The 22190-nt window shown below is 68.8% G+C and carries 23 protein-coding genes; 12 read left to right on the forward strand and 11 right to left on the reverse strand.

Annotation, left to right across the window (positions count from 1 at the left end; all coding sequences use genetic code 11):
- The first annotated feature begins 21 nt into the window (after positions 1-21).
- Entirely contained in the window at positions 22-492 is a 471-nt protein-coding gene (locus tag H521_RS0108085) for a DUF4442 domain-containing protein (protein WP_022892520.1), read from the forward strand.
- A gap of 56 nt (positions 493-548) precedes the next feature.
- On the opposite strand, the gene H521_RS0108090 is transcribed toward H521_RS0108085, so the two are convergent.
- The 3 genes from H521_RS0108090 to H521_RS0108100 form a co-directional block, all read right to left on the reverse strand.
- Entirely contained in the window at positions 549-1673 is a 1125-nt protein-coding gene (locus tag H521_RS0108090; RefSeq protein ID WP_022892521.1) for a LacI family DNA-binding transcriptional regulator, read from the reverse strand.
- A 35-nt stretch (positions 1674-1708) separates the two neighbouring features.
- Positions 1709-2599 carry a PfkB family carbohydrate kinase gene (locus H521_RS0108095; RefSeq protein WP_026482060.1) on the reverse strand — a complete coding sequence of 297 codons (891 nt, stop codon included), beginning with the start codon at positions 2597-2599 and terminating at the stop codon, positions 1709-1711.
- Between the two features lie 92 nt (positions 2600-2691).
- Positions 2692-3708: an SIS domain-containing protein gene (locus H521_RS0108100; RefSeq protein WP_022892523.1), complete on the reverse strand. Its 1017-nt coding sequence runs from the start codon at positions 3706-3708 to the stop codon at positions 2692-2694.
- 245 nt (positions 3709-3953) lie between these two features.
- On the opposite strand from H521_RS0108100, the gene H521_RS0108105 reads away from it, so the two are divergent.
- The 7 genes from H521_RS0108105 to H521_RS0108135 all read left to right on the forward strand — a co-directional run bounded on the left by H521_RS0108105 (position 3954) and on the right by H521_RS0108135 (position 11137).
- Complete coding sequence (locus H521_RS0108105) at positions 3954-5273, forward strand: ABC transporter substrate-binding protein (RefSeq protein WP_022892524.1); 1320 nt, start codon at positions 3954-3956, stop codon at positions 5271-5273.
- Between the two features lie 4 nt (positions 5274-5277).
- Positions 5278-6219, forward strand: coding sequence for a carbohydrate ABC transporter permease (locus H521_RS0108110; protein WP_022892525.1), 942 nt, complete (start codon positions 5278-5280; stop codon positions 6217-6219).
- On the forward strand, positions 6213-7049 hold the full coding sequence (locus tag H521_RS0108115) for a carbohydrate ABC transporter permease (protein ID WP_026482063.1): 837 nt from the start codon (positions 6213-6215) through the stop codon (positions 7047-7049). Before H521_RS0108110 ends, H521_RS0108115 begins: the two co-directional genes overlap by 7 nt.
- A gap of 34 nt (positions 7050-7083) precedes the next feature.
- Positions 7084-7941, forward strand: a complete 858-nt coding sequence (locus tag H521_RS0108120; RefSeq protein ID WP_022892527.1) for a sugar phosphate isomerase/epimerase family protein — start codon at positions 7084-7086, stop codon at positions 7939-7941.
- A gap of 26 nt (positions 7942-7967) precedes the next feature.
- Complete coding sequence (locus tag H521_RS0108125; RefSeq protein WP_022892528.1) at positions 7968-8981, forward strand: SIS domain-containing protein; 1014 nt, start codon at positions 7968-7970, stop codon at positions 8979-8981.
- Between the two features lie 49 nt (positions 8982-9030).
- Positions 9031-9894: a PfkB family carbohydrate kinase gene (locus H521_RS0108130; RefSeq protein ID WP_211215491.1), complete on the forward strand. Its 864-nt coding sequence runs from the start codon at positions 9031-9033 to the stop codon at positions 9892-9894.
- A 160-nt stretch (positions 9895-10054) separates the two neighbouring features.
- The gene (locus H521_RS0108135; RefSeq protein ID WP_022892530.1) at positions 10055-11137 is read left to right on the forward strand and encodes an NAD(P)H-dependent flavin oxidoreductase; all 1083 of its coding nucleotides are present in this window, start codon (positions 10055-10057) and stop codon (positions 11135-11137) included.
- Between the two features lie 82 nt (positions 11138-11219).
- Here the strand turns inward: H521_RS0108135 and H521_RS0108140 are convergent, their stop codons facing one another.
- Complete coding sequence (locus H521_RS0108140; RefSeq protein WP_022892531.1) at positions 11220-11996, reverse strand: LPXTG cell wall anchor domain-containing protein; 777 nt, start codon at positions 11994-11996, stop codon at positions 11220-11222.
- A gap of 172 nt (positions 11997-12168) precedes the next feature.
- Entirely contained in the window at positions 12169-12726 is a 558-nt protein-coding gene (locus tag H521_RS0108145; RefSeq protein WP_022892532.1) for a dihydrofolate reductase family protein, read from the reverse strand.
- Between the two features lie 165 nt (positions 12727-12891).
- Here H521_RS0108145 and H521_RS0108150 point away from each other — a divergent pair, with 165 nt between their 5' ends.
- The 3 genes from H521_RS0108150 to H521_RS24975 are packed head-to-tail and all read left to right on the forward strand — an operon-like array spanning position 12892 to position 15251.
- Positions 12892-14004: an epoxide hydrolase family protein gene (locus H521_RS0108150; RefSeq protein WP_022892533.1), complete on the forward strand. Its 1113-nt coding sequence runs from the start codon at positions 12892-12894 to the stop codon at positions 14002-14004.
- Positions 14005-14060: 56 nt separating this feature from the next.
- Positions 14061-14486: a hypothetical protein gene (locus H521_RS0108155; RefSeq protein ID WP_022892534.1), complete on the forward strand. Its 426-nt coding sequence runs from the start codon at positions 14061-14063 to the stop codon at positions 14484-14486.
- A gap of 45 nt (positions 14487-14531) precedes the next feature.
- The gene (locus tag H521_RS24975; protein WP_022892535.1) at positions 14532-15251 is read left to right on the forward strand and encodes a hypothetical protein; all 720 of its coding nucleotides are present in this window, start codon (positions 14532-14534) and stop codon (positions 15249-15251) included.
- An 82-nt stretch (positions 15252-15333) separates the two neighbouring features.
- On the opposite strand, the gene H521_RS0108165 is transcribed toward H521_RS24975, so the two are convergent.
- From H521_RS0108165 to H521_RS0108180, 5 genes are all read right to left on the reverse strand, one after another.
- Entirely contained in the window at positions 15334-17271 is a 1938-nt protein-coding gene (locus H521_RS0108165; protein ID WP_026482065.1) for a glycoside hydrolase family 127 protein, read from the reverse strand.
- Positions 17272-17273: 2 nt separating this feature from the next.
- Positions 17274-17885 carry a carbohydrate ABC transporter permease gene (locus tag H521_RS22270; protein ID WP_245560958.1) on the reverse strand — a complete coding sequence of 204 codons (612 nt, stop codon included), beginning with the start codon at positions 17883-17885 and terminating at the stop codon, positions 17274-17276.
- Between the two features lie 24 nt (positions 17886-17909).
- Positions 17910-18200, reverse strand: coding sequence for a hypothetical protein (locus H521_RS26395; RefSeq protein WP_245560959.1), 291 nt, complete (start codon positions 18198-18200; stop codon positions 17910-17912).
- Positions 18200-19150 carry a carbohydrate ABC transporter permease gene (locus H521_RS22275; protein WP_022892537.1) on the reverse strand — a complete coding sequence of 317 codons (951 nt, stop codon included), beginning with the start codon at positions 19148-19150 and terminating at the stop codon, positions 18200-18202. The genes H521_RS26395 and H521_RS22275 overlap by 1 nt, the downstream gene beginning before the upstream one ends.
- Before the next feature lie 78 nt (positions 19151-19228).
- A complete protein-coding gene (locus H521_RS0108180) occupies positions 19229-20521 on the reverse strand; it encodes an ABC transporter substrate-binding protein (protein WP_026482066.1) in 1293 nt (430 codons plus the stop codon).
- Between the two features lie 169 nt (positions 20522-20690).
- Between H521_RS0108180 and H521_RS0108185 the strand changes: the two genes are divergently transcribed.
- On the forward strand, positions 20691-21722 hold the full coding sequence (locus H521_RS0108185) for a LacI family DNA-binding transcriptional regulator (RefSeq protein ID WP_022892539.1): 1032 nt from the start codon (positions 20691-20693) through the stop codon (positions 21720-21722).
- Positions 21723-21779: 57 nt separating this feature from the next.
- Here the strand turns inward: H521_RS0108185 and H521_RS0108190 are convergent, their stop codons facing one another.
- A complete protein-coding gene (locus tag H521_RS0108190) occupies positions 21780-22190 on the reverse strand; it encodes a hypothetical protein (protein ID WP_022892540.1) in 411 nt (136 codons plus the stop codon).

A 22190-nucleotide genomic window follows, 5' to 3' on the forward strand; every position in this document is an offset into this window, starting at 1 on the left:
CGGAACGCGAGACTCGACAGCATGCCCGTAACACCCCGACGCCTGGCCATCGGCATGAGCCTGTGGATTCCGAACCTCTTCAGCGGCATCCGCGTGAAGCGATTCGCCACCGACTGGACGAGCGCAACCGTCGAGCTGCGCGTCAACGTGTTCACCCGCAACTACGTGAAGACCGCGTTCGGCGGCTCGATGTCGGCCATGACCGACCCATACTTCTTCATGCTCGTGATGCACCAGATCGGCCGCGACTACATCGTGTGGGACACCCGCGGCGAGATCGAATTCGTCAAACCCGGCCGCGGGGTGCTGACGGCGCAGTTCGCGGTGTCACCCGAGAAGACGGCGGAGCTGCGGGAGCGCGCCCGCGGCGGCGCGAAGGTGCTCGAGTGGTTCGAGACCGAGATCACCGACCGCGACGGCGACGTGGTCGCCCGGGTGCGCCGCGAGGTCTACGTGCGCGAGAAGCAGCGCGCGACCATGCCCGGCGCGTGACGGGCTCCCTCGACGAGAGTCCCGCCGCGAGCCATCGGTTCACACTTCCGCGGCATTCACCGCGGCCGCGATCGGCTGCTCTCAGCTCCCGGCGGCGGGGCGACCGACGCCCGCGACACGAGCCGCGTGTCGAGCGTGTGCCGAGAGCGTGGCGTCGCCTCGCCGTCGATGAGGGCGAGCAAGGTCGCAGCAGCCTGGGCGCCGAGCGCGTGCATGGGCTGCTCGATCATCGTGAGCGGCGGGTCCATGACGGCCGCCCATGAGCTGTCGTCGAAGCCGATCAGTGAGACGTCGGCGGGGTACGAAAGCCCTGCCGCGCGCACCGCACGGAGCGAGCCGGTCATGGCATCGGTCTCAGTGCAGAAGAGGGCGGTGGCGCGATCGGGCAGCGCGAGCATGCGGGCGACCTCATCGGTCGCGCGCAGCTCGGTCTTGTCACCCACCATGACGAGGTCCGGATCGAACCGGATGCCGGCATCATCGAGTGCGTCGAGGTAGCCGCGCAGACGCTCGGCGTCGGTCCAGAGGTTCTTCGAGGCGGCCGCGAGCAGCTCGCGACGGGTCGTCGGCCGCGAGTCGCTCGACGGGCCCCACACGAAGCCGATGCGGGTGTGGCCGGCATCGATCAGCAGGTCCACTGCACTGCGCGCAGCTTCTCGATTGTCGATCACCACGGCGTCGAGGTCGAGGTGCACGACCTCGCGGTCGACGAGCACCACCGGGATGCTGTGGTCGATGGCAGCGGTGACGTGCGCGACATCCGCTCGCTCGACTGCCGCCGATGCGACGATCACGCCGTCGACCCGCTTGTCGATCAGCACGTTCATCGCCGCGATCTCTTCACCCAGGTCTTCGTGGGTGCTGAGCACGATGGTGTCGAAGCCGCGCTCGCGTGACGCGTCGGAGATGCCGCGCACGACTCCGGCGAAGAAGGGGTTGCCGATGTCGGCGACGATCACGCCGAGCGTATGGGTCACCCCGGTCGACATGCTGCGTGCGAGCGCGTTCGTGCGGTAGCCGATCTCTTCAGCCGCCGCGAGCACGCGTTCACGCAGCTCAGGGCTCACGTAGCCGTAACCGCCGAGGGTACGTGCGGCGGTGGCCCGACCGACACCAGCAGCGGTCGCGACCTCTGAGATGGTCGGCGGGCTGCTCGAGACTCGTTCGCGTTCAGCCGCCATACCGCCCTGTCGACCTTTCACCCCGTGCCCCCGACTCACCACATGCTAGCGGCGACGGCCTCGCCCGACGAGCGGCCACGGCCGAACGCGCCCTCGACGAAGCACTGCGCGTGCGCGGCATCCGCGCCCGCCCCGAGTGCCGCGGCGAGCTCAGCATGGTCAGGTCGACGGGTACGGCTCCAGCCGGAACCGAGCAGTGACACGATGAAGCCCGCGAGAAAGGCGTCGCCGCAGCCCATCGTGTCGACGATGGTCGAAGGGTCATCGACGAGATGCGCCTCAGCCTCGACCGTCACGATGCCGTCGGTCACGATCGCGCCGTCGGTGCCGCGAGTACCCAGGGCGACGGATGCCCCGCGCCCGACGGCGTCGGCGAGGAGCGCACGAGTCTGCTCGACATCGAGGTGCGAGCACGACAGCAGCACCAGATCGGCCGAGGGGCAGACGAGGTCGAGATAGGCAGACGACCGGAACTCGTCTTCGCTCGAGAGGTCGAACGACACGAGTGCGCGGCCGTTCGCGAGCTTCGGCAGTTCGGTCTCGGTGCGTGAGTACACACTCGAGTGCACGACATCGAATCCGGCGACGTACTCGAGCAGGTCGTCGTCGAGAGCGAGCGGTGAGCGCACCGTGACGCCGCCTCCGTTCCAGCCGAGGAAGGTACGCTCGCCGTCCTCCACGCGCAGGGTCGAGATGCCGCTCTCCCCCTCGCGCACGCGGCTCCGCGTGACGTCGACCCCCTCGCCGGTGATCGAGGCGCGCAAGTAGGCGCCGGCATCGTCGTCACCGAAGACCCCGAGGTACCCGGCATCCGCGCCGAGCCGTCGCGCGAAGACCGCGACGTTCACGCAGTTGCCGCCGGGGTAGTCGAGCCCCCGGTCGAGGAAGCGGTCGACGATGTTGTCGCCGAAGCCGAGTACGCGCATGGCCTGTGTCTCCTGGAGCTGGTCGCGGATGCCCCGCTCCGGCGCATGGCCGGGGCGGGGCATCCGCACGAACGGGTCGGTACCGGGTCGGTTCAGTACTCGACGACGCGGTAGTAGCGGCGCAGGTCGAGCGAGTGATTGCGCACGCGCTCGAGGTGCTTCGAGACCCGGCCCATGACCGTGTCGAGCACGATCGGGGCGAGCAGCCCGCGGAACTCGGGGCTGAAGCCCTCGAGCGGGTAGTCCTTGGTGTCGAAGACGGTGACATCCGTCGACACCTTCTTCACGAAGCGCTCGACGCGGTCGGTGAGCGCGCGCGTCTCGTCCTCTCCCTGGAAGACGATGACGCTCGTGTCCTCCTCGAGCAGTTCGAGCGAGCCGTGGAAGAACTCCGCGCTGTGCACGCGCGTGGTGCGCAGCCACTGCATCTCCTCGAGGATGCACATCGAGTAGAGATAGGTGAAGCCCCAGAGGTTCCCACCGCCGACCAGGAAGTGGTAATCGGCCTCGGCGTGCGACTCGGCGAAGTCGGATGCCGCGGACTCGGCCTGCTCGGCGACGGCGACGAGCACGTCGGGCAGCACGGCGAGCTCGTCGGCGAACTTCTCGTAACCCTCGAATTCACCCCGCAGCGACAGCAACCGCGTCATGAAGAGCAGCATCTGCATGTCGAACGGCCAGGTCTTCGGCTCGGAGACGAGTGCGATGTCGACGGCCTTCGCGATGGGTGAGTCGGCGTAGCCCGTGAAGGCGATGGTCGTCACGCCGCGCGCCTTGCAGTACTCGATCGCGCGAAGGCTGTCGTCGGTCGTGCCCGACACCGAGGTGAAGATCGCGACCGAATTGCCGCCGAGGCTGGCGTCGCCGGATTCGATGAGCTCTGCGGCGATGACGCTGCGCACGGGCAGCGTCGAACTGCGGCGGCCGAGGTGCTCGTACGGCCACATGGCGGCATACGTGCCGCCGGCCCCGATGAGGAAGAGGTTCGCGAACCCCTCGGCGTGGAGGCGATCGACGACCGCCTCGATCTGCGGGCGCAAGGCGACGGCGCTCGCCGTCTGACTGCGGAAGGTCGTCTCCTCGAAGCCGAGCAGGTTGGTCGCGAGCATGGTGGTCCTTTCGAAGCGGGAATCGGCCCACTTTCATTCATGTGGTACCGGTATCAGGTCGAGTTCATGCTGACACAGCCTAAGAAATAGGTCAATACGGCAACTTTCGATTGGGACTGGTACCGGTATCAGATTCTGTGTAGAGTCAGTGCCCACCAAGCAGTACGTGTCACAGAGATCCGATGGCGGATCGCCGGAGCAGACCCCCTCCGGCTGGTCGGCCTCGTCCGAGTCAAAGGAAGACCATGCACGCACAGAGAATCCCCGCCCTCGCCGCGCTCGCCGCGGCGTCCGCGCTCGTCTTGGCCGGATGCGCAGCGGGCAACGCCGCCCCAGCCGCAGATGTCACGGCCGAACCCGAGTACTCGGGCGAGCTCAGCATCCTCACCAAGTTCGGCGGCGAGCCGCTCGGTCCGTACTTCGAGACGCTCGCCGCCGAATACGAGGAGCTGCACCCCGACGTGACCGTCGAGCTCATCCAGGAAACCGACCAGAGCGTGAAGGACAAGACGAAGACGCTCACCGCCTCGGGTGCACTGCCCGACATCTACTTCACCTGGGCCGGCAACTGGGCGCAGAACTTCATCGACGGCGGCCTCGCAGCCGACCTCTCCGAGGTGATCGAGCCCGGCACGGAGTGGGGCGACACCTTCGGCGAGGCCTCGCTCAGCGCGTTCGAGGTCGACGGCAAGTACTTCGGCATCCCCCTCTACAACAACGGCAAGTTCATGGGCTACAACACCGCCATCTTCGAGGAGGTCGGCATCGCCGTGCCGACCACGTTCGAAGGGCTCATCGACAGCTGCGGGCCGATCCGAGACGCCGGCTACGAACCGATCGCGTTCGGCAACAAGGACGGCTGGCCGGCTCTGCACTACCTGCAGCAGCTCTTCGCCTACAACGTGCCGAGCGACGTGCTGCATGACGACTTCTCGCCCGCGACGGCAACGCTCGACGACCCTGGCTACCTCGCCGCGCTCGAACAGTTCAAGACGCTCGTCGACGAGTGCACCGACACCGGCAATGGCACGAACGGCGTGCTCTACACGACGGCGCAGGAGGCGCTCTCGGGCGGTCGGGCGGCGATGTACTACCAGGAGATCCTCGAGTTCGACACCGTCACCGCCGAGGGCAACACCCTCACGCCCGACAACTTCGGCATCTTCGCGCTGCCGGTGCCCGACGGTGCGAACGGCGAGCCAGGCGCCATCGAGGGCTCGCCCGAGGGCTACCTCATCAACGCCAAGTCGCCGCAGGCGGCCCTCGCGGTCGACTTCATGAAGTTCGCGACGTCGAAGGAGAACGCGACGATCCTCTCGTCGCCGCCATACGGCCAGCCCAGCACCGTCGTCGGCGCCGTGACTCCCGAGACCTCGAGCGTCGCTGTGTACGACGGCATCACGAAGGCGAACGAGGCATCCGAACTCGTGATCTGGCTCGACACCGTGACGGTGCCAGAGGTGGCCGACGCGTGGCTCGCCGGCGGCGAGGCCCTGATCAGCGGCGGAAGCACGGCCGAGGAAGTGCTGGAGAGCGTACGAAATGCTTCTGACGCAGCAAAGTAGGCCCGTGGAAGGGGCGACGGCGGCGATCACCGCCGTCGCCCCACCCCCACGCACACCGAGGCGACGTGGCACTCGCCGCCTGCTCGGCCTCGCCTGGATCCTCCCCGCGGTCGTCGTGCTCGCGGTGTTCGTCTACCTCCCGCTCGTGCAGAACCTCGGGTTCTCGACCCTCGAGTGGGACATCTACAGCGGCAGCCAGGAGTTCATCGGCCTCGACAACTACGCGAAGCTCGTCGGCGACCCGATCTTCTGGTCGTCGCTCGGCAACAACGTGCTCTACGCGGTCGTCTCCCTCGTCTTCCAGGTGTTCGGCGCGATCGTGCTCGCCGCGATCATCGAGGGCATCCGCAGCGATCGGTGGCGGCGAAGCCTCAGGGCGATCTACTTCGTCCCCTCGGCGATCTCGCTCACCGTCGCCGGCCTCCTCTTCTACTTCATCTACGAACCGAACCTCGGGATGCTGAACTCGGCCCTCGATGCGATCGGTCTCAGCGCGTGGGCGCAGCCCTGGCTCGGCCAGGAGTCGACCGCCATGATCGCGATCATCGTCATGAGCCAGTGGCAGGGCTTCGGCTACTCGACGCTGCTCTTCGCCGTGGCCATCCAGCGCATCCCGTCGGAGCTCTACGAGGCCGCATCGATCGACGGCATCGGTCCGATCCGTCGGTTCTTCACCCTCACGCTGCCCCTCGTGCGCGAGATGACGGGCCTCATGGTCATCGTCACGATCACCGGCGCGTTCCAGGTGTTCAACGAGGTCATGGTCATGACCTCGGGCGGTCCGAACAACTCGACGCAGGTGCTCGGCACCTGGCTCTACCGCAACGGGTTCGTGCGCAACGACTTCGGCTACGCCGCCGCGATCGCGACCGTCATCTTCATCATCACGCTGGGCATCGCACTTGTGCAGCTCTGGCTCAACCGTCGCAGAAGGGTGGAATGGTGACTCGACTCTCCTTCGCCGGCGTCATCGCCCGCGTGTTCATCTGGACCTTCCTGCTCTGTCTCGTCGTGGTCGTCGTCTACCCGCTCACGTGGATGGTGCTGAACGGCTTCAAGACGAACACCGAGATCTTCGGAAATCCCTTCGCACTGCCCATGCAGTGGAACTGGGACAACTACACGGCCGCATGGAACCGCGGGGTCAGCAACTATCTCACGACGAGCATCCTCGTGACCGTCACCTCGACGATCGCGACGGTCTTCATCAGCGCCTGGGCGGCCTACGGCCTCACCCGAGTCGACATCCCGCTCAGCCGCACCTGGTCGACGATCGTGCTCGGCGGCCTCATGCTGGCGCCGACCGTGGCACTCGTGCCGCTCGTGAAGATGTTCCAGGGCATGGGCCTCTACAACACGTTCTGGGCACTCCTCATCCTCTACACCGCGTTCCGCATCCCGTTCACGACGTTCCTCATCCGCGCGTACATGATCGACCTGCCGCGCGAGGTCGACGAAGCCGCCGAGGTCGACGGCGCGAGCCGCTGGACCGCGTTCTGGCGCATCATCCTGCCCATGTGCCGGCCGATCATCATCTCGGTGATCATCCTGCACATCCTCTTCGCCTGGAACGAGTACCTCTTCGCGATGGTGTTCACGAGCGGCACCGACGTGCAGACGCTGCCGGTCGGCCTCACGAGCCTCATGAGCAAGCACGGCACCGACTACCCCGTCGTCTTCGCCGGGATGGTCATCGCCGCGCTGCCGGTCGTGATCCTCTTCTTCGCCTGCCAGCGCTACTTCATCAAGGGACTCGCCGACGGGATCGGCAAGTGAGCGGCACCCGCCTGCCGCAGATCGGAGACGCATCATGAGCATCACCCTCGACCAGATCACCGGCTCGAACTTCTCGTACCAGCACCTGCCGTTCGAGCGCTTCCTCGATGACATGGTCGACCTCGGGCGCGAGCGCCTCGAGCTCTGGGGCATCGCCCCGCAACTGCACATCCCGCAGGTCAGTGACGATGAGGCCCGCGGCCTCCGGCGCACGATCGCCGAACGCGGACTCTCGGTGCACTGCCTCACGCCCGAGCAGGTCATCTACCCCGTGAACGTCGCGTCGCCATCGGCGTGGCTGCGCGATTCGAGCATCGCGATGTTCCGCCGCGCGGCCGAACTCTGCGTCGAGCTCGAAGCGCCGCTGCTCTTCCTGACCCCGGGGCGCGGGTTCGAGAACGAGCCGACGGATGCCGCGTGGCGGCGCTCGGTCGACGCGATCGGCGAGATCGCGGCCCACGCAGCGACGCTCGGGGTCGACTGCGTGCTCGAGCCGCTGCAACGGGTCGAATCGAACCTCGTGAACGACGCGGCGACGCTCGCCCGCATGCTCGACGAGATCGCCGCCCCGAACCTCGGCGCTGCGCTCGACACCGTCGCGATGGCCACCGCCGGTGACACCGTCGACGGCTACTTCGCCGCCCTCGGCGGACGCATCCGTCATGTGCACCTCATCGACGGCAAGCCGAATGGCCATCTGGCATGGGGCGACGGCGAACTGCCGCTCGGCGAGGTGCTCGACGGCCTCGGGCGACACGGCTACGAGGGTTGCCTCACCTTCGAGCTCTTCGGCGACGGCACCTACGCCTTCGACCCGCGCCCGGCGCTCGAGCAGTCGTTCGCCGCCGTCGAACGCGAGCTCGCTCGCGCCGTTTCCCTCTCAACCCTCTGACTCTCCACCCACCGAAAGGACCACCAATGCTGAACTTCGACGAGCAGCGCTTTCTCGACATCCAGGCCGGCGCAGTCGCGCTGGCCGAGCCGATCGACGCGTTCGTGACCGAGCGGCTCGCCGCCGGAGCCACGAACGTCTTCTTCGTCGGCTCGGGCGGCGCCGGCATCCTCATGGAGCCGGCCGTGCGCCTGCTCCAGACGCGCTCGACCTTTCCGACCTTCCACGAGATGCCCGCCGAGCTCGTCGAGACCGGTTCACTCCAGCTCGGAGCCGGCTCGATCGTCGTGATCCCGTCGCTCTCGGGCACGACGCTCGAGAGCATTCGGGCGCTCGAGTACGCCCAGGCGCGCGGCGCGACCGTGCTGACCTTGACCGGTCACGCCGAGACGCCGCTCGCGACGGCGGCAGACGTGAACCTCACGACCTTCGCCGCCGACGACACGTCGAGCGAGACGTTCACGGTGCAGTCGTTGCTCATCGCCCTCTCGATCATGCACGCCCGCGGCGAGCTCGAGGGCTACGACGAGGTGCTCGCGCAGCTCGAGACGCTGCCCGACGCGCTGCTCGGCGTGAAGCGCGGCTTCGAGGAGCGGGCCGCCGAGCTCGCTCGGGTGATCGCGGCATCCGACTACCACGTCATCACCGGTGCCGGCGGCAGCTGGCCCGAGGCGTACTACTACGGCATGTGCATCCTCGAGGAGATGCAGTGGATCCGTACGCGGCCCGTTCACGCGTCGGACTTCTTCCACGGCACGCTCGAACTGCTCGAGCCGGGCGTGAGTGTCGTCGCTCTCAAGGGTGAGGACGCGGGCCGGGCGCTCGTCGAGCGCGTCGAGGCGTTCGTGCCGCGCATCACCGACACGCTCACGGTGATCGACACGGCCGACTTCGAGTTGCTCGGCTTCTCGCCCGAGGTGCGTGCGCTGCTCGCTCCTGCGCTGCTCGCCACCGCGCTCGAGCGGGTCAGCGCGCACCTCGAGGTGCTTCGCGATCACCCGCTCACCACGCGCCGGTACTACCGGCAGCTGCAGTACTGAGTCGTCGTTGAACGACCGTGCTGTGCGCGCAGGCGAGACTGCTGCACCCGTGATCGCACCCGTGACCGCGGGTGCGGTCTCGCGTGTGATCGCGACGGTGGGCGACAACACCATCGACCGCTACGTCGGCGAAGAATCGGCGCGTTACACCGGCGGCAACGCCTACAACGTCGCCGCCCAGCTCGCCGGGCATGGTCGCCCGGTCGCGTACTTCGGCGCCGTCGGGCGCGACGCCGACGGCCGCACGATCGCCCGCGGACTGCACCGCGCCGGCGTCGACCCCGCGGGCCTCGTCACGATGGCGGGGCCCACGGCCGTCACCACGATCCGCGTGGACGGCGGCGATCGCGTGTTCGAGAGCGAGGAGTTCGGTGTGACCGCCGACTACTTCCCGAATGACGCGCAGATCGAGCTCCTCGCGGGCGCCGCGTGGGTCCACATCGGGATGCTGCCGCGAGCCGACGAGCTGCGTGCGCGGCTTGCGGTGCTCGGCCGACGGTCCGACGGTACCGGTTGGGCACCCGTCGTCAGTCAGGACTGCGCAGTCGCCGCTGGATTCACCGCGCTGGACGTCGCGTTCGGCTCGGTCGGCGAGCGCGGCGATGCCCGCGGGTGGGCCCGAGCCGCGCTCTCGGCCGGCGCACGAACCGCCATCGTGACACGCGGTGCCGCCGGAGCGATCGCGACCGACGACGGCGCGCAGTGGTTCGAGCAGCCGGCGATCGCCGCCCAGGTCGTCGACACCACCGGCGCGGGCGACGCGTTCATCGCGGGCTTCATCTCGGCGCGCGTCGAAGGTGTCGCACTTCCGGCGGCACTCGAGCGCGGGGCGCGTTGGGCTGCCGTAGCTTGCGGTCACCGTGGCGGCTGGCCGCTGGCCCGCGCCGGCCTCGAGCTCAGCACGCGCCGTTAGCAGCGGCCGGGCGGCCGGCGGTTCTCGGTACTTCTCTATTTCGGTGCACCGGTACTTCGGTACTTCGGTACCAGTTCCCCACCGCAGAAGCCGCCGGGAGCGAAGACGTCGGACGCGTCGCGCTGGCGCGACAGACCTCGAGGCAGAGGAGGATGAGAGCATGACCGCCTCGTTCTCGACCTCGTTCGAAGTGCAGCATCCGATCGTGCTCGGCCCGTTCGGCGGACTCTCATCGATCGAACTGACCGCAGCGGTATCGAACCTCGGCGGCCTGGGCTCGTTCGGCCTCTACGGGTACGACGCCGCCCGCATCGCCGAGACCGGCGCGGCGCTCCGAGACGCCACGAGCCGCCCGTTCGCGCTCAACCTCTGGCTGCCCCTCGAGCATGAACACCGGGCTCCGGATGCCGCGGGCGAGCCGGCATCGTTCGATCAGGCGCTCGACGCGGTGCGCGGGTACTTCGACGAGCTCGAGCTGTCGCAGCCGGCGCCACCGTCATCGCCGGACTCGCTCCTGCCGAGCTTCGAGGAGCAATGGGCAGCCGTGCTCGAGGTGCGCCCGGCCGTCGCGAGTTTCGTCTACGGCGTGCCATCGGCCGCGGTCATCGAGAGCGCTCGCGAACGCGGCATCCGCATCGTCGGCACGGCCACCACCGTCGACGAGGCCGTCGCGCTCGCCGACGGCGGTGTCGATGCCATCGTGGCGACGGGATTCGAGGCCGCCGGCCATCGCGTCGCGTTCCTCGAGCCGCCAGAGGCATCACTCGTCGGAACGTTCGCGCTCATCCCGCAGGTCGCCGACGCCGTCGACGTGCCGGTCATCGCGGCGGGCGGCATCGCCGACCGTCGAGGCGTCGCCGCAGCGTTCGTGCTGGGTGCGACCGCCGTGCAGGTCGGCACGGCCTTCCTTCGAACGCGCCAATCCGCGGCGAACGACGCGCACCGGCACGCCATCTCCGCCACCGCCGCCCACGAGGGCGTGCTGACCCGAGCGATGAGCGGACGGCTGGCGCGCGGCGCCGCCAACCGGGCGATTCGCGAGATCGAGGCATCCGGCGCCATTGCCCCGTTCCCCCTGCAGAACTGGCTGACCGGCGCATTCCGGCCCGAAGCGGGCCGTCGCGGGCGCGCCGACCTGCAGTCGCTGTGGCTCGGACAAGCGGCTCCACTCGCCGTGCTCGAAGACGCCTCCGAGCTCTTCGCCGAACTCGCCGCGGGCCTGCCGGGCGCGCAGCGCGCCTGACCGCTGGAGTACATCCGAGATACAGCAAACGCCCCGACCGGAATCAGGTCGGGGCGTTGCAGGCTGAGATGCCGGCGAGTGCTCAGACCGTCGTTCGACGACGGGCGAGGACGAGCCCAGCGCCGACGAGGAGCAACGCGGCTCCGACGATGCCGACGAGATTCCCGTCGACACCGGTCTCCGCGAGCGTCGCACCGCTCGATGAGCCGGCCACGGTCGCAGGGTCGACCTGAACCGTTACTGAGGCGGCGAGCTCGCCGAGTCGGGCAGTGATCGTGTGCGGGCTCGCCGTCGGGAACCTGACCGACAGTCCGTCGACAACGTCGCTGGCGACTGAGCTCGTCAGCGAGGCCGATGACGTATCGATCGGTGTGCCCCAGGCGTCGACGCCGCTGATGGCGAACGTGAGGGTGCCCCCCTGGTCGACGCTCGCCGCACTCGGAGTGATCTCAAGGCTGACGGGCTCACCGACGACCGTCAACGACGTCCCGCCGAAGTACTCTTCACCGTCGATGACAGCGACAGCCATGACCGCGCGCGGCCCGGGCGAGAAGGCGGTGATCGTGAAGCCGTCTTCGATATCGCCGCCGGCGTCGGTGCCGATATAGGGCGCCACTGCAGGCTGCGGGTCTGCCGGAACACCATCGAGGTCGACCAGCGTCGCGGTGTACGTCACAGACTCTCCGGGCTGGATGACCGCATCAGCCGGCGACAGCGCCCATCGATACCCCTCGGCCTGGACGACTTCATCGGCCGGCACGCCGTCATCGGCGCTCGCAGGGAGCACGCCGGCTCCGAATGCGAGCACTCCGCTGATGCCGACTGCCAGGATCGCTCCGGCAATGCTTCGCTGCTTCAATCTGTGATTCCTCTCGGGTGGGGGGATGCCGCCGGTGACATCGACGAACACACGGATCTGAAGATATCTCCCGGAGCGCGTTCGCGAGTCTCGGTTTCGTCACGATCAACCACTCACCGCCGCCTTCGCCACCCCAGTTCGGGTACACGGAGGGCGGCGGCCTTCGGGAGGCTCAGCGCACGACGTCGAAGACCTGCTTCACGATGCCGTTGGAGTAGGCCTCGTGCTCGACGAGATCGAGGCGGGTGTAGGGGTCGCCGCCGCCGAAGAGGCGCTTGCCGTCGCCGAGCAGCAGCGGGAAGACGAGCAGGTGGTAGCGGTCGACGAGGTCGGCATCGGCGAGGCCCTTGGCGAGCGTGGCGCTGCCGTGCACGATGATCGGGGCGCCGTCGCCCTGCTTCAGCTCGGCGACGTCGTCGAGCGAGCGCAGCACCTGGGTGTTGTTCCACTCGGGGTCCGACAGGGTCGACGAGACGACGTACTTCGGCATGGCGTTGTACTCGGCGAAGTCGTCGACCATCGTCGGCCAGACCGGGGCGAACTCGTCGTAGCTGACACGGCCCATGAGCATCGCACCCGCTTCGACCTGCTCGCGGCCCTTGATCTCGTACGCCTCCTCGACGAACGGCACGTCCTTGAACGTCCAGCCGGCACGCGGGTGCGAACCGCCGCCGGGCGAGTCGATGACGCCGTCGAGGCTGATGAACTCGGTCACGATGAGGGTGCGCATGAGGTGGATCCTTTCGGGGCGGTATCTCCGCTCTCATTCTGGACGTCGAACGAGATCGCGCGAGATCGACATCGGGTCGGAATTTCTGTAATTCGTGACAATCGCGCGCAGAACGCAGCCCGATGGTCACGCGCCGATGTCGGCGGCGGGGCGTAGCGTCGGCACATGAGCAACGTGCGGCCGTTCGCGCTCCAGGTGCCAGACCAGGTTCTCGACGACCTGCGATCACGACTCGACCGCAGCCGGGTGCCCGACGACTCGCCTCGGCGCCCATCCGCCGGCATGACCGCCGGCTACCTCCGTGAGCTCATCGGCTCGTGGCGGGCGTGGGACTGGCGGGCACGCGAGGCGTGGCTCAACGGGCATCCGCAGTTCATCGCCGAGATCGGCGACGCGTCGGTGCACTTCGCGCACTTGAGATCAGAACGAGCGGATGCCCCGGCGCTGCTCGTCATGCACGGGTGGCCGCACACCTTCGCGCTGCAACTCGACTTCGCCGATCAGCTGCCCGACTTCCACGTCGTCGTCGCGAGCCTGCCAGGGTTCGCGTTCTCCTCGCCCTACGGCGCCGGCGAGATGACCGAGAAGCGACTCGCTGCGACGATGCACGAGCTCATGACCGAGGTGCTCGGCTACGAGCGATACGTCACCTACGGCGAAGACGTCACGGCGAACGTCAGCGATCTCATCGCGGCGCGATACCCCGAGCACGTGGCCGGCATCGTGGCGACACACGCGCACTTCCCGACTTCCGACGAGCGCGCAGAACTGACCGAGCCCGACGAGGTGGCGTTCTTCGCCGGCATCGCCGACCGGCATGAGACCGACGGCGCCTACGGCCACGTGCAGGCGACGCGGCCCGACACCCTCGCCGTCGCCCTCAACGACTCCCCCGCCGGCCTGCTCGCCTGGCTCGCCGAGAAGCTCGTCGAATGGAGCGACACGCCAGCCGGCGACCCGCGCCGGGTCGAGCGGCGCATCTCGAGAGACCGGATCCTCACCGAGGCGATGATCTACTGGGTCACCCAGACGATCGGATCATCGTTCCGGCCCTACTACGAAGGCGCCGACACACCCGACCCGATCCCGTCGACCTCGGTGCCCGCCGCGGTCTTCATCCAACGGCACGAGGCCGACTACCCCGAGTCGCTCGCGCGACGCCACTACCTCGGGCTGCGCGAGTTCGACCGGCTCGACGAGGGCGGCCACTTCACGGCGGCCGAGGTGCCGAGCGAGCTGGCCGAGCGGGTGCGGCGCTTCGTGCAGTCGCTCGCCTGATCGGGCGGGCGCGAGCGGGCAGGCGTGAGCCGCGGCATCCGCTCTACGATCGCAAGATGAGCGCACCCCGCGAGCCGAGCGAACCGAGCGACCCAGACGGGCCGTGGTGGACCGGCGATGACGACATCGGCGGCATCGGTTTCGCCCGATTGTTCGCCTACACGGGCCTGCTCATGTCGATCGCCTCGCTCGTGCTGGCCGTGGTCGCACCGCTCGCCGGCGACGCGCTGCGCACCGTGTGGATCACCGGCTTCGCCGTGACTGCCATGTGGATCGCCTTCATGGCGGTGCCCCGCTATCGCCGTGAGGGCATGCGCGCGTCGTTCGCGGTGCCGGTCACGATGGCGCTCGGCGCGCTCACGATCGCCATCATGATCTACGCGTTCGCGGTGATCGCGCTGGCGTCGATCGGCGTGCAGCTGCCGGCACCCGACCATTGGTTCGGCGAGACGATGCCGGGCCCCCGCGGCGTGAGCGTCTGACCCACGCCGCTTGCCCATGCGTCGTCGTCCATGCTCTGATGAGGCATGAGCCTGACCGACCCCGACGTGACCCGCAGAGCGCGCGCCGAGCAACGGCGCCCGATCGTACGGGGCATCGTGAGCTTCATCCTGCTCGCCTCGTTCGCGATCGCCGGGCTCACGTGGGGCGTGCTCTCCGTCGAGGGCTTCGCCGCCACGACGGCCGCGATGCAGGTGACCGCGCTCGTGAGCTCGATCGTCGCGTGGGCCGGCTTCCTGATCTTCTCGATCGCGACCTTCGGCACGTGGCGTGCCGGGCCCATCGTGCTCGGCAGCGCGCTGGCGCTGCTCGGTGCCGGCCTGCTCTGGGCACCCGTGCAGGCCGGCGGCGCGCTGGTCGACTTCCCCGCCTGGCTGGGGCTGCTCTTCATCGGGCTCGGCGTACTCGTCTGGGTGCTGACGGCGACGGCGCGCGCGAATCGTCGACGCCGCGACGAGCGGCAGGCGCGAGCGCAGACGAACGGCACCGAGACCACCGCGACCGTCACCCGGGTGCCGCCGGGGCCGAACCCGACGAGCCGGGGCCTGTGGGCCGCGGTGACCTTCACCTTCACGGATGCCGCGGGCACGCAGCGCTGGGTCGAGCGCACCATGCTCATCCGCCGCGCCGGCGACGTGAAGGTCGGCGACACGACCCGGCTCTGGTACGACGCCGCCGACCCCGGCTCCGAGCAGGCCATCGTCGTGGAGCTCGCGCGCGACAACCCGCTCCGCATGACGCGCTGAGTGAGCCCGCGCACGGCCACCTGTGCCGGGTCGCGAAGGAGCAACGGTACCGAGGCCCGCCGTGCCCCGCTCGTGGCTCCGGCTACGCGGTGGGCACCCAGACCCGCATCGTCGACGGGCCGCGGTTCGCCCAGTCGTGGTATCGCACGAGCGGCACCGCTGCGTGGGCGCCGGTGCGCCGATCCCTCAGCGCGACGACCGGCCCGCGCTCGGAGTCGGCCGGCTCCACGGCGGCGTCGACGCGCAGGTCGGCGAGGTCGGATGCCTCGAGCGGCGTGCCGATCAGATCGACCGACTCGAGCGCGAACACCTCGGGGCCGCGCTCGACCGTGAGGCAACCACGCACCGCATCGACGCGGGGGTCGGGCGCAGTGAAGTGCGGCACCACGGGCAGTTCCAGCACGATCTCGTCATCCGCGGCGAACGCACGCGTCACCGAGGTCATGCCGGCCCTGCCCTGCGGATCTGCCGGCCACACCTGCGCGACCGCTTCACCGGCGGCGCGCACCGTCAGCCGCGCACCGGCGGCCCAGGCCGGCACCCGGAGCGAGAGCGTCCACTCGCCGCCCGCGTCGGCCAGCACGCGCACGCGCACCGCGCCGTCGCGCGGGTAGTCGGTCGACACCTCGAGCGAGATCTCGCGACCGTCGGCCAGCCGCGTGCGGATCGTCGACGGCGCGTACTGGTGCAGCTGCACACCCGAATCATCGACCGTGGCGAGGTAGGCGGCGAGACTCGCGAAGGTGCGGGCGACGTTCGGCGGGCAGCACGAGACCTCGAACCACGGCGCGCGCAGTGACGACGAGGCTCGCGGCGACACCTCGTCGGCGTCGGCCGGCGCACCCGGGCGACGCTGGTGCAGGGTGTTGGCGTAGTAGAACGCCGTTCCCTCGGCCGACGGCGAGGTCGCCACGACGTTGAAGAGCGTGCGCTCGATCAGGTCGGCGTACTGCGCGTCGCCGTGAGCCAGCAGCATCCGCCAGCTGAACATGATCGAGGCGACGCCCGCGCAGGTCTCGGAGTACGCGCGGTCGGAGGGCAGTTCGAAGTCCTCGCCGAACGCTTCGTCCTGATGGTGCGAGCCCTGCCCGCCCGTCACGTACGTGCGCCGTTCGACGGTGCGCCGCCACTGCCGCTCGAGCGAGGTCAGCAGCTCGGCGTCGGCGTTCTCGACGGCGACATCCGCTGCGCCGGCGGCGAGGTAGTTCGCTCGCACGGCGTGGCCCCGCAAGGCGTCTGCAGTGCGAACCGGCACGTCGTCCTGGTAGTAGGAGCGACCCCACTCGATGTCGCGCAGCGTGCCCTGCCCATGCCGCTCGACGAAGAGCTCGGCCTGGCGCAGGTAACGCGCCTCTCCGGTCGCACGGGCGAGCTCGGCGAGCCCCACCTCGATCTCGGCGTGCCCGCAGATGCGCTCGAGACCGCCCTCGCCGAACACCTCGCACACGAGGTCTGCCGCGCGGCGGGCGATGACGAGCAGGCCGTCATCGACGTCGGGCCGGGTGCGGGCGCGCGCGACCGCGGCCTGGAACAGGTGGCCGAGACAGTAGAGCTCGTGTCCCCACTCGAGGTCGCTCCACCGCGGCTCCTGTCCGGGCCGGCCGAAGCGGGTGTTCAGGTACCCGTCGGCCTCCTGCGCGGCGGCGACCCGATCGACGATCGCGCGGAACCGGCGCTCGAGCTCGTCGCTCGCACCCGCCGCCCCGTCGGCGGCATCGCGGCGACCGATCTCCCAGGCCACGGCCTCGAGGTACTTGTACACCTCGGAGTCGGCGAATTCCCTGCCCCGTCGCCCCTCGGGCAGTGTGCCCGCCGCGGCGAGATCGAAGTTCGCGAGCCATCCCTCGCGCTCGAGCCAGTGCTCGACATGGGCGAGCGTGTTGCGCCCGTTGACCGCCTGGCGCTCGCCCCAGAAGCCGCCGGTGATCGACACCTCGTCGAGCCCGAGCGGGCGCAGCACACCCGTCGACGGTGCGACCGGAACGGCGTGGGTGGTGGTGGTGGGTGTGGTGAGGGTCATGGTCATCCCTTGAAGGCGCCCGACATGAAGCCGCGCACGTAGTGTCGTTGAAGAATCAGGAAGAGCAGGATGCACGGCAGCGCGAGCACCACGACACCGGCCTCGGTCGCGCCGTAGTCGACGACGCCCTGCGCCTGCCCGCGGAGGTTCGAGATCGCGAGCGGCAGCGTCATGCGGTTCGAGTCGTTGATGAGGATGAGCGGGGCCATGAAGTCGTTCCAGGCCGCGAGGAACGCGAACAGGCCGACCGTGATCAGGCCCGGCTTGACCGCGGGGATCAGCACCCGCCAGAGCGCCGAGAAGGTCGAGCAGCCGTCGACCATCGCCGCCTCGTCGAGCTCGCGCGGAATCGACTCGAACGAGATGCGCATCATGAACATCGAGAACGGCAGCTGGAACATCGTCAGCACGAGCGCCACGCCCACGAGCGAGTTCGAGAGGCCCACGAGGTTCAGCAGCACGTAGAGCGGAATGAGCAGCGTGGCGTAGGGCACCATCAGGATAGCGAGCGTCGCGAGGAACAGCACGTTCTTGCCCGGGAACGAGAACCGGGCGAAGGCGTAGCCGCCGAGCAGCGAGATCGTGAGCGTGAGCAGCACGGTCAGGAGCGACACGAAGAACGAGTTGCCGAGGTAGACTCAGATGCCGGCCTGGTAGTTCGCGAGGGTCGCGTAGTTGCCGAAGCCCCAGCCGTCGACCTGGTTGGTGCCCGCCAGCGGCGACACCGACGAGATCGCGGTCCAGATCAGCGGGTACAGGAAGATCAGCGCGAGGCCGGCCGTCAGCACCCAGTAGGGCGTGCGCAGCGCGATGCCCGCGAACGAGGTCGCCGGATGCCGCTGGCCGCCGCGTCGTGCGCGAGAACTGCTGCCCGCGGCATCCGTCACGATCGCCCGCGTCGTCGCCGCGGATGCGGTGTCGACGCTCATCAGTCTTCCGCCTTCTTGCCGAACGCGCGGATCTGCGCGATGTTGATGACGACGAGGGCGAGCAGCACGATCACTGAGAGCGCACCGGCCACGCCGAGGTCGTTGGGACCTTGGAAGGCCACGCTGTAGATGAGCTGCACGATCGTGATCGTCGAGTTGTCGGGGCCGCCCTTGGTCAGGATGTAGAACTGCTCGAATGCGAGCAGCGAGCCGGTGACGCAGAGCACGGTCGTGAGCGCGAGCGTCGGGCGGAGCAGTGGCAGCGTGACGTCGCGGAACGTCTGCCAGCGCGACGCGCCATCGATGCGGGCCGCTTCGTAGACGTCGTCGGGGATGCCCTGCAGGCCCACGAGCATGAGCAGCATGTAGAAGCCCGCGTAGCGCCACACGATGAGGAAGATCGTCGACCAGAGCGCGCCGTCGGGCGTGCCGAGGAAGGTGAAGCCCCACGACGCCATGAGGTCGGCGAACGGGCCCGCGATGGGCGAGTAGATCACGTAGAAGAGGAGTGACGCCGACGCGAGGCCGAGCGCGCTCGGAATGAGGATCGAGGTACGCAGCAGCCCCTTCCATCGGCTCGACTCCTGCACGAGCATCGCGAGGCCGAGGCTGAGCGCGAGCAGGATGACGGTCGTGAGCACCGTGTACTTGAGGGTGAAGATCACCGAGTCCATGAAGAAGCGGTTCGAGACCGCGACCTGGTAGTTCTCGGGAAAGTTCGGCCCCTGGTTGCCGCTCAGCAGCGGCCAATCGGAGCCCGACATCTGCAGCACGAGCAGCAGGGGCAGCACGAAGAGCAGCAGCACGAACAGTGCGGTCGGGGCGGCGTAGAGCCAGCCCGCGAGTGCGCCGTGGGTGCGTCGGCCGCGCCGGCGTCGAGCCGGTCGCCGCGCGCCTCGCGCCTCGGGCGGTGCCGGCGATGAGGCCGGCGGGTGGAGTGTCGCAGTCATGCGATGAAGCCTTTCGAGGTGGGACACGGCCGGCGCTCGGCAGTACCGATGGCCGAGCGCCGGCCGATGGTCGTTCCGTTACTCCGAGAGCACCGCGGTGATCTCGTCGTTGTCGGCGTCGACGGTTGCCCCGTCACCGAGCACCGCGTTGCGCACGAGCGTGAGCCACGGGCTGTTCGGCGCGTTGAAGGCCTGCTGGAAGTTGATCGCCACCGGGGTGTCGCCGTCACCGGCGACCTCGTTGATCGTGACGAGGCGGGGGTCCTTCGCGGAGAACTCGTTGTCGGCGAGGTCGGAGCGGGCGACGACGTCGTTGTTCTTCGCGAGCACGCCGACCTGCGCCTCCTCCGACATCATCCAGTTGAGGAAGTTCCACGCCTGCGCGGCCTTCTTCGAGTCCTTCGAGATGCCGAGGCCGTCGCCGCCCACGAACGTGGATGCGCCGCCCTCGGGGCCGGGGATGCCGGCGACGCCGGCGTCGAACTCGGTCGACGAGAGCAGCGTGGCCGGGTAGAACATGAGGCCGACCTTGCCCTCGGTGAAGCCCGCCGTCCATGTGGGGCCCGCTTCATCCTTCGACGAGGGCAGCACTGCGCCCGAGTCCCAGAGGTCCTTCCAGACCGAGTACATCTCCTTGGCCGGGTCGCTCGCGAGCAGCGACTCGGTGCCGTCGTCGGACAGCACCTCTTCGCCGTCGGCCCACATGCTCGGGAACCAGGTGAAGACGAGGCATCCGCCGCAGTTCAGGCCGGTCGCCGTGCCGTAGGTGTCGGGCTTGTTCAGCGCCTGCACGGCCTTGGCCGCGTCCGCGAACTCCTGCAGGTTCGCGGGTGCCTTCTCGGGGTCGAGACCGGCCTCGGCGAAGAGCTCCTTGTTCCAGAACATCATCGAGAGGTCGAGCACGAACGGCAGCACGTGCTCCTTGCCGTCGAGGGTGCCCGCCGAGAGGTGGCCCGCGTTGATCTCGTCCTTGAAGTCGAGGCCGTCGATCTGGGCCGAGATGTCTTGGAAGAGGCCCTGCTCGACCCAGTTGGGCACGTACACGATGTCGGCCGCGAAGAGGTCGGGCAACCCGCCCGAGCCGGCTGCTGCGCCGACCTTCGCGACGTAGTCGTCGTTCGGCACGACGGTCAGCTCGACCTGGTTCTCGTGCGAGTCGTTGTACGCCTCGACGAGGAGTTTGGCCTGCTTCTCGAGCGGGGCGCGGGTCCAGAGCGTCAGCGTCGAACCGTCGTCGATGCCCTCGGCCCCGGCATCGGCGAGGCTCGACGCGGGCTCCTCGGTGTTCGCGCAGGCGGCCAGGCCCGCGATCAGCGCTCCGGCGGCGAGCACTCCGAGCGCCCGCCGCGTTCGGCCAGTCATGCGTGTCATGTGAATCTCCTCATACTCGTCGTTGAGCGGGCTCGCTGAGCCCGGGGTGCAAGGGCATTCGGTCGGGATGTCGAAAATACCGAAATGCTTTTCGGTACGTTACTCTTGGGATTCGGGCGGCGTCAAGTACCTCGTCCGGTAACGTTTGCGTCACGAGGAAGGGGTCGCAATGGCGCGAGTCGAACATGGTTCCGCAGCAAGTCGGCAAGCGACGCTCAGCGACGTCGCACGCATCGCCGGGGTGTCGATCGCCACAGCGTCGAAGGCGATCAACGGTCGCGACGAAGTGGCGCCGGCGACCCGCCGGCGCGTGCTCGAAGCCGCCGAGCAGATCTCGTTCACCCCGAACCAGCTCGCACGCAGCCTGCTCGCCGGGCGCACCGGCACGGTCGGGTTGCTCACGAGCGACCTCGAGGGCCGATTCGTGATCCCGATCCTGATGGGCGCAGAAGACGCGTTCGGCGCGGGCCAGGTGAACGTCTTCCTCTGCGACGCCCGCGGCGATGCGATCCGCGAGCAGCACCACATCAAGGCGCTGCTCAACCGGCGCGTCGACGGCATCATCGTGGTCGGCCGGCAGACCGATCCCAGGCCCTCGCTCGGCCACTCGCTTCCCGTGCCCGTCGTCTACGCGTACGCGCCGTCAGACGACCCGGCCGACCTCTCGCTGACGCCCGACAACCGGGCCGGCGGTCGCCTCGCGGTCGAGCACCTCATCTCGTGCGGCCGCAGCCGCATCGCGCACATCACGGGCGACCCCGCCTACGCCGCGGCCCGCGACCGCCTCCTCGGCGTGCGCGACGGGCTGCAGGCCGCGGGCCTCGACCTCGTCGGCGACGCGATGTTTTCGGCATGGTCGGAGCACTGGGGGCGCGACGCCGCCGCCATGCTGCTCGCGCAGCACCCAGAGATCGACGGCATCGTGTGCGGCTCCGACCAGATCGCGCGCGGCGTGCTCGACACCCTTCGCGACCTCGGCCGCACGGTGCCCGACGACATCGCCGTGATCGGCTACGACAACTGGGAGGTGCTCGCCACGAACGCCCGCCCTGAGCTCACGAGCATCGACGCCAACCTGCAAGAGCTCGGCCGGCTCGCCGCGAAGCGCGTGTTCACCGCCCTCGACGACGAGGCGCGCTCGGGCACCGAGTACCTTCCCGTGCGACTCGTGATCCGCGGTTCGACGATCGCGCGACGCTGACGCGGTCGCCGAGTTGACGCGGTCGAGTTGACGCGGTCGCCGAGCCGACGCGGTCGTCTACTTGAACGAGAGGCCCGGGATGCCGCAGATGTACCACATCTGGGCAGCGTAGGTCTCCCTCAGCACGCCCTGCCTGATGATGGCCGAGCCGTTGCCGTCGGCGGCGACGTGGTACGTCATCGCATACATCGTGCCATCCGCCTCAGTGGGCTGGAGGTTGTTGAAATGACGTTTCTCGCCGACGCCGAGGATGAAGTACTCGTCGATCGGGTTGACGGCAGAGCCGGCCTCCCAATCCTTCGAGATCGAGACACCGACCCGGTGCGTGCAGTTGTTGGTGAAGGTGACCGTCGCTCCGACGTCGATGATGATGCCCGATGCCTGGGCGGGCTGAGCGACGAAGAGTCCTGCTGCGAGCAGTGCCGCCGCAGCCGCGCCAGCAAGTGTGCTTCGTGTTCGAGTCTTCAT

This window comes from Agromyces subbeticus DSM 16689 (assembly GCF_000421565.1).
Taxonomy (GTDB): Bacteria; Actinomycetota; Actinomycetes; order Actinomycetales; family Microbacteriaceae; genus Agromyces; species Agromyces subbeticus.

Coding starts and splice junctions, on each gene's coding strand:
- H521_RS0108085 (WP_022892520.1), top strand. CDS start 22: ATGCCCGTAACACCCCGACGCCTGGCCATCGGCATGAGCCTGTGGATT.
- H521_RS0108090 (WP_022892521.1), bottom strand. CDS start 1,673: ATGGCGGCTGAACGCGAACGAGTCTCGAGCAGCCCGCCGACCATCTCA.
- H521_RS0108095 (WP_026482060.1), bottom strand. CDS start 2,599: ATGCGCGTACTCGGCTTCGGCGACAACATCGTCGACCGCTTCCTCGAC.
- H521_RS0108100 (WP_022892523.1), bottom strand. CDS start 3,708: ATGCTCGCGACCAACCTGCTCGGCTTCGAGGAGACGACCTTCCGCAGT.
- H521_RS0108105 (WP_022892524.1), top strand. CDS start 3,954: ATGCACGCACAGAGAATCCCCGCCCTCGCCGCGCTCGCCGCGGCGTCC.
- H521_RS0108115 (WP_026482063.1), top strand. CDS start 6,213: ATGGTGACTCGACTCTCCTTCGCCGGCGTCATCGCCCGCGTGTTCATC.
- H521_RS0108120 (WP_022892527.1), top strand. CDS start 7,084: ATGAGCATCACCCTCGACCAGATCACCGGCTCGAACTTCTCGTACCAG.
- H521_RS0108125 (WP_022892528.1), top strand. CDS start 7,968: ATGCTGAACTTCGACGAGCAGCGCTTTCTCGACATCCAGGCCGGCGCA.
- H521_RS0108135 (WP_022892530.1), top strand. CDS start 10,055: ATGACCGCCTCGTTCTCGACCTCGTTCGAAGTGCAGCATCCGATCGTG.
- H521_RS0108145 (WP_022892532.1), bottom strand. CDS start 12,726: ATGCGCACCCTCATCGTGACCGAGTTCATCAGCCTCGACGGCGTCATC.
- H521_RS0108150 (WP_022892533.1), top strand. CDS start 12,892: ATGAGCAACGTGCGGCCGTTCGCGCTCCAGGTGCCAGACCAGGTTCTC.
- H521_RS0108155 (WP_022892534.1), top strand. CDS start 14,061: ATGAGCGCACCCCGCGAGCCGAGCGAACCGAGCGACCCAGACGGGCCG.
- H521_RS24975 (WP_022892535.1), top strand. CDS start 14,532: ATGAGCCTGACCGACCCCGACGTGACCCGCAGAGCGCGCGCCGAGCAA.
- H521_RS0108165 (WP_026482065.1), bottom strand. CDS start 17,271: ATGACCCTCACCACACCCACCACCACCACCCACGCCGTTCCGGTCGCA.
- H521_RS26395 (WP_245560959.1), bottom strand. CDS start 18,200: ATGAGCGTCGACACCGCATCCGCGGCGACGACGCGGGCGATCGTGACG.
- H521_RS22275 (WP_022892537.1), bottom strand. CDS start 19,150: ATGACTGCGACACTCCACCCGCCGGCCTCATCGCCGGCACCGCCCGAG.
- H521_RS0108180 (WP_026482066.1), bottom strand. CDS start 20,521: ATGACACGCATGACTGGCCGAACGCGGCGGGCGCTCGGAGTGCTCGCC.
- H521_RS0108185 (WP_022892539.1), top strand. CDS start 20,691: ATGGCGCGAGTCGAACATGGTTCCGCAGCAAGTCGGCAAGCGACGCTC.
- H521_RS0108190 (WP_022892540.1), bottom strand. CDS start 22,190: ATGAAGACTCGAACACGAAGCACACTTGCTGGCGCGGCTGCGGCGGCA.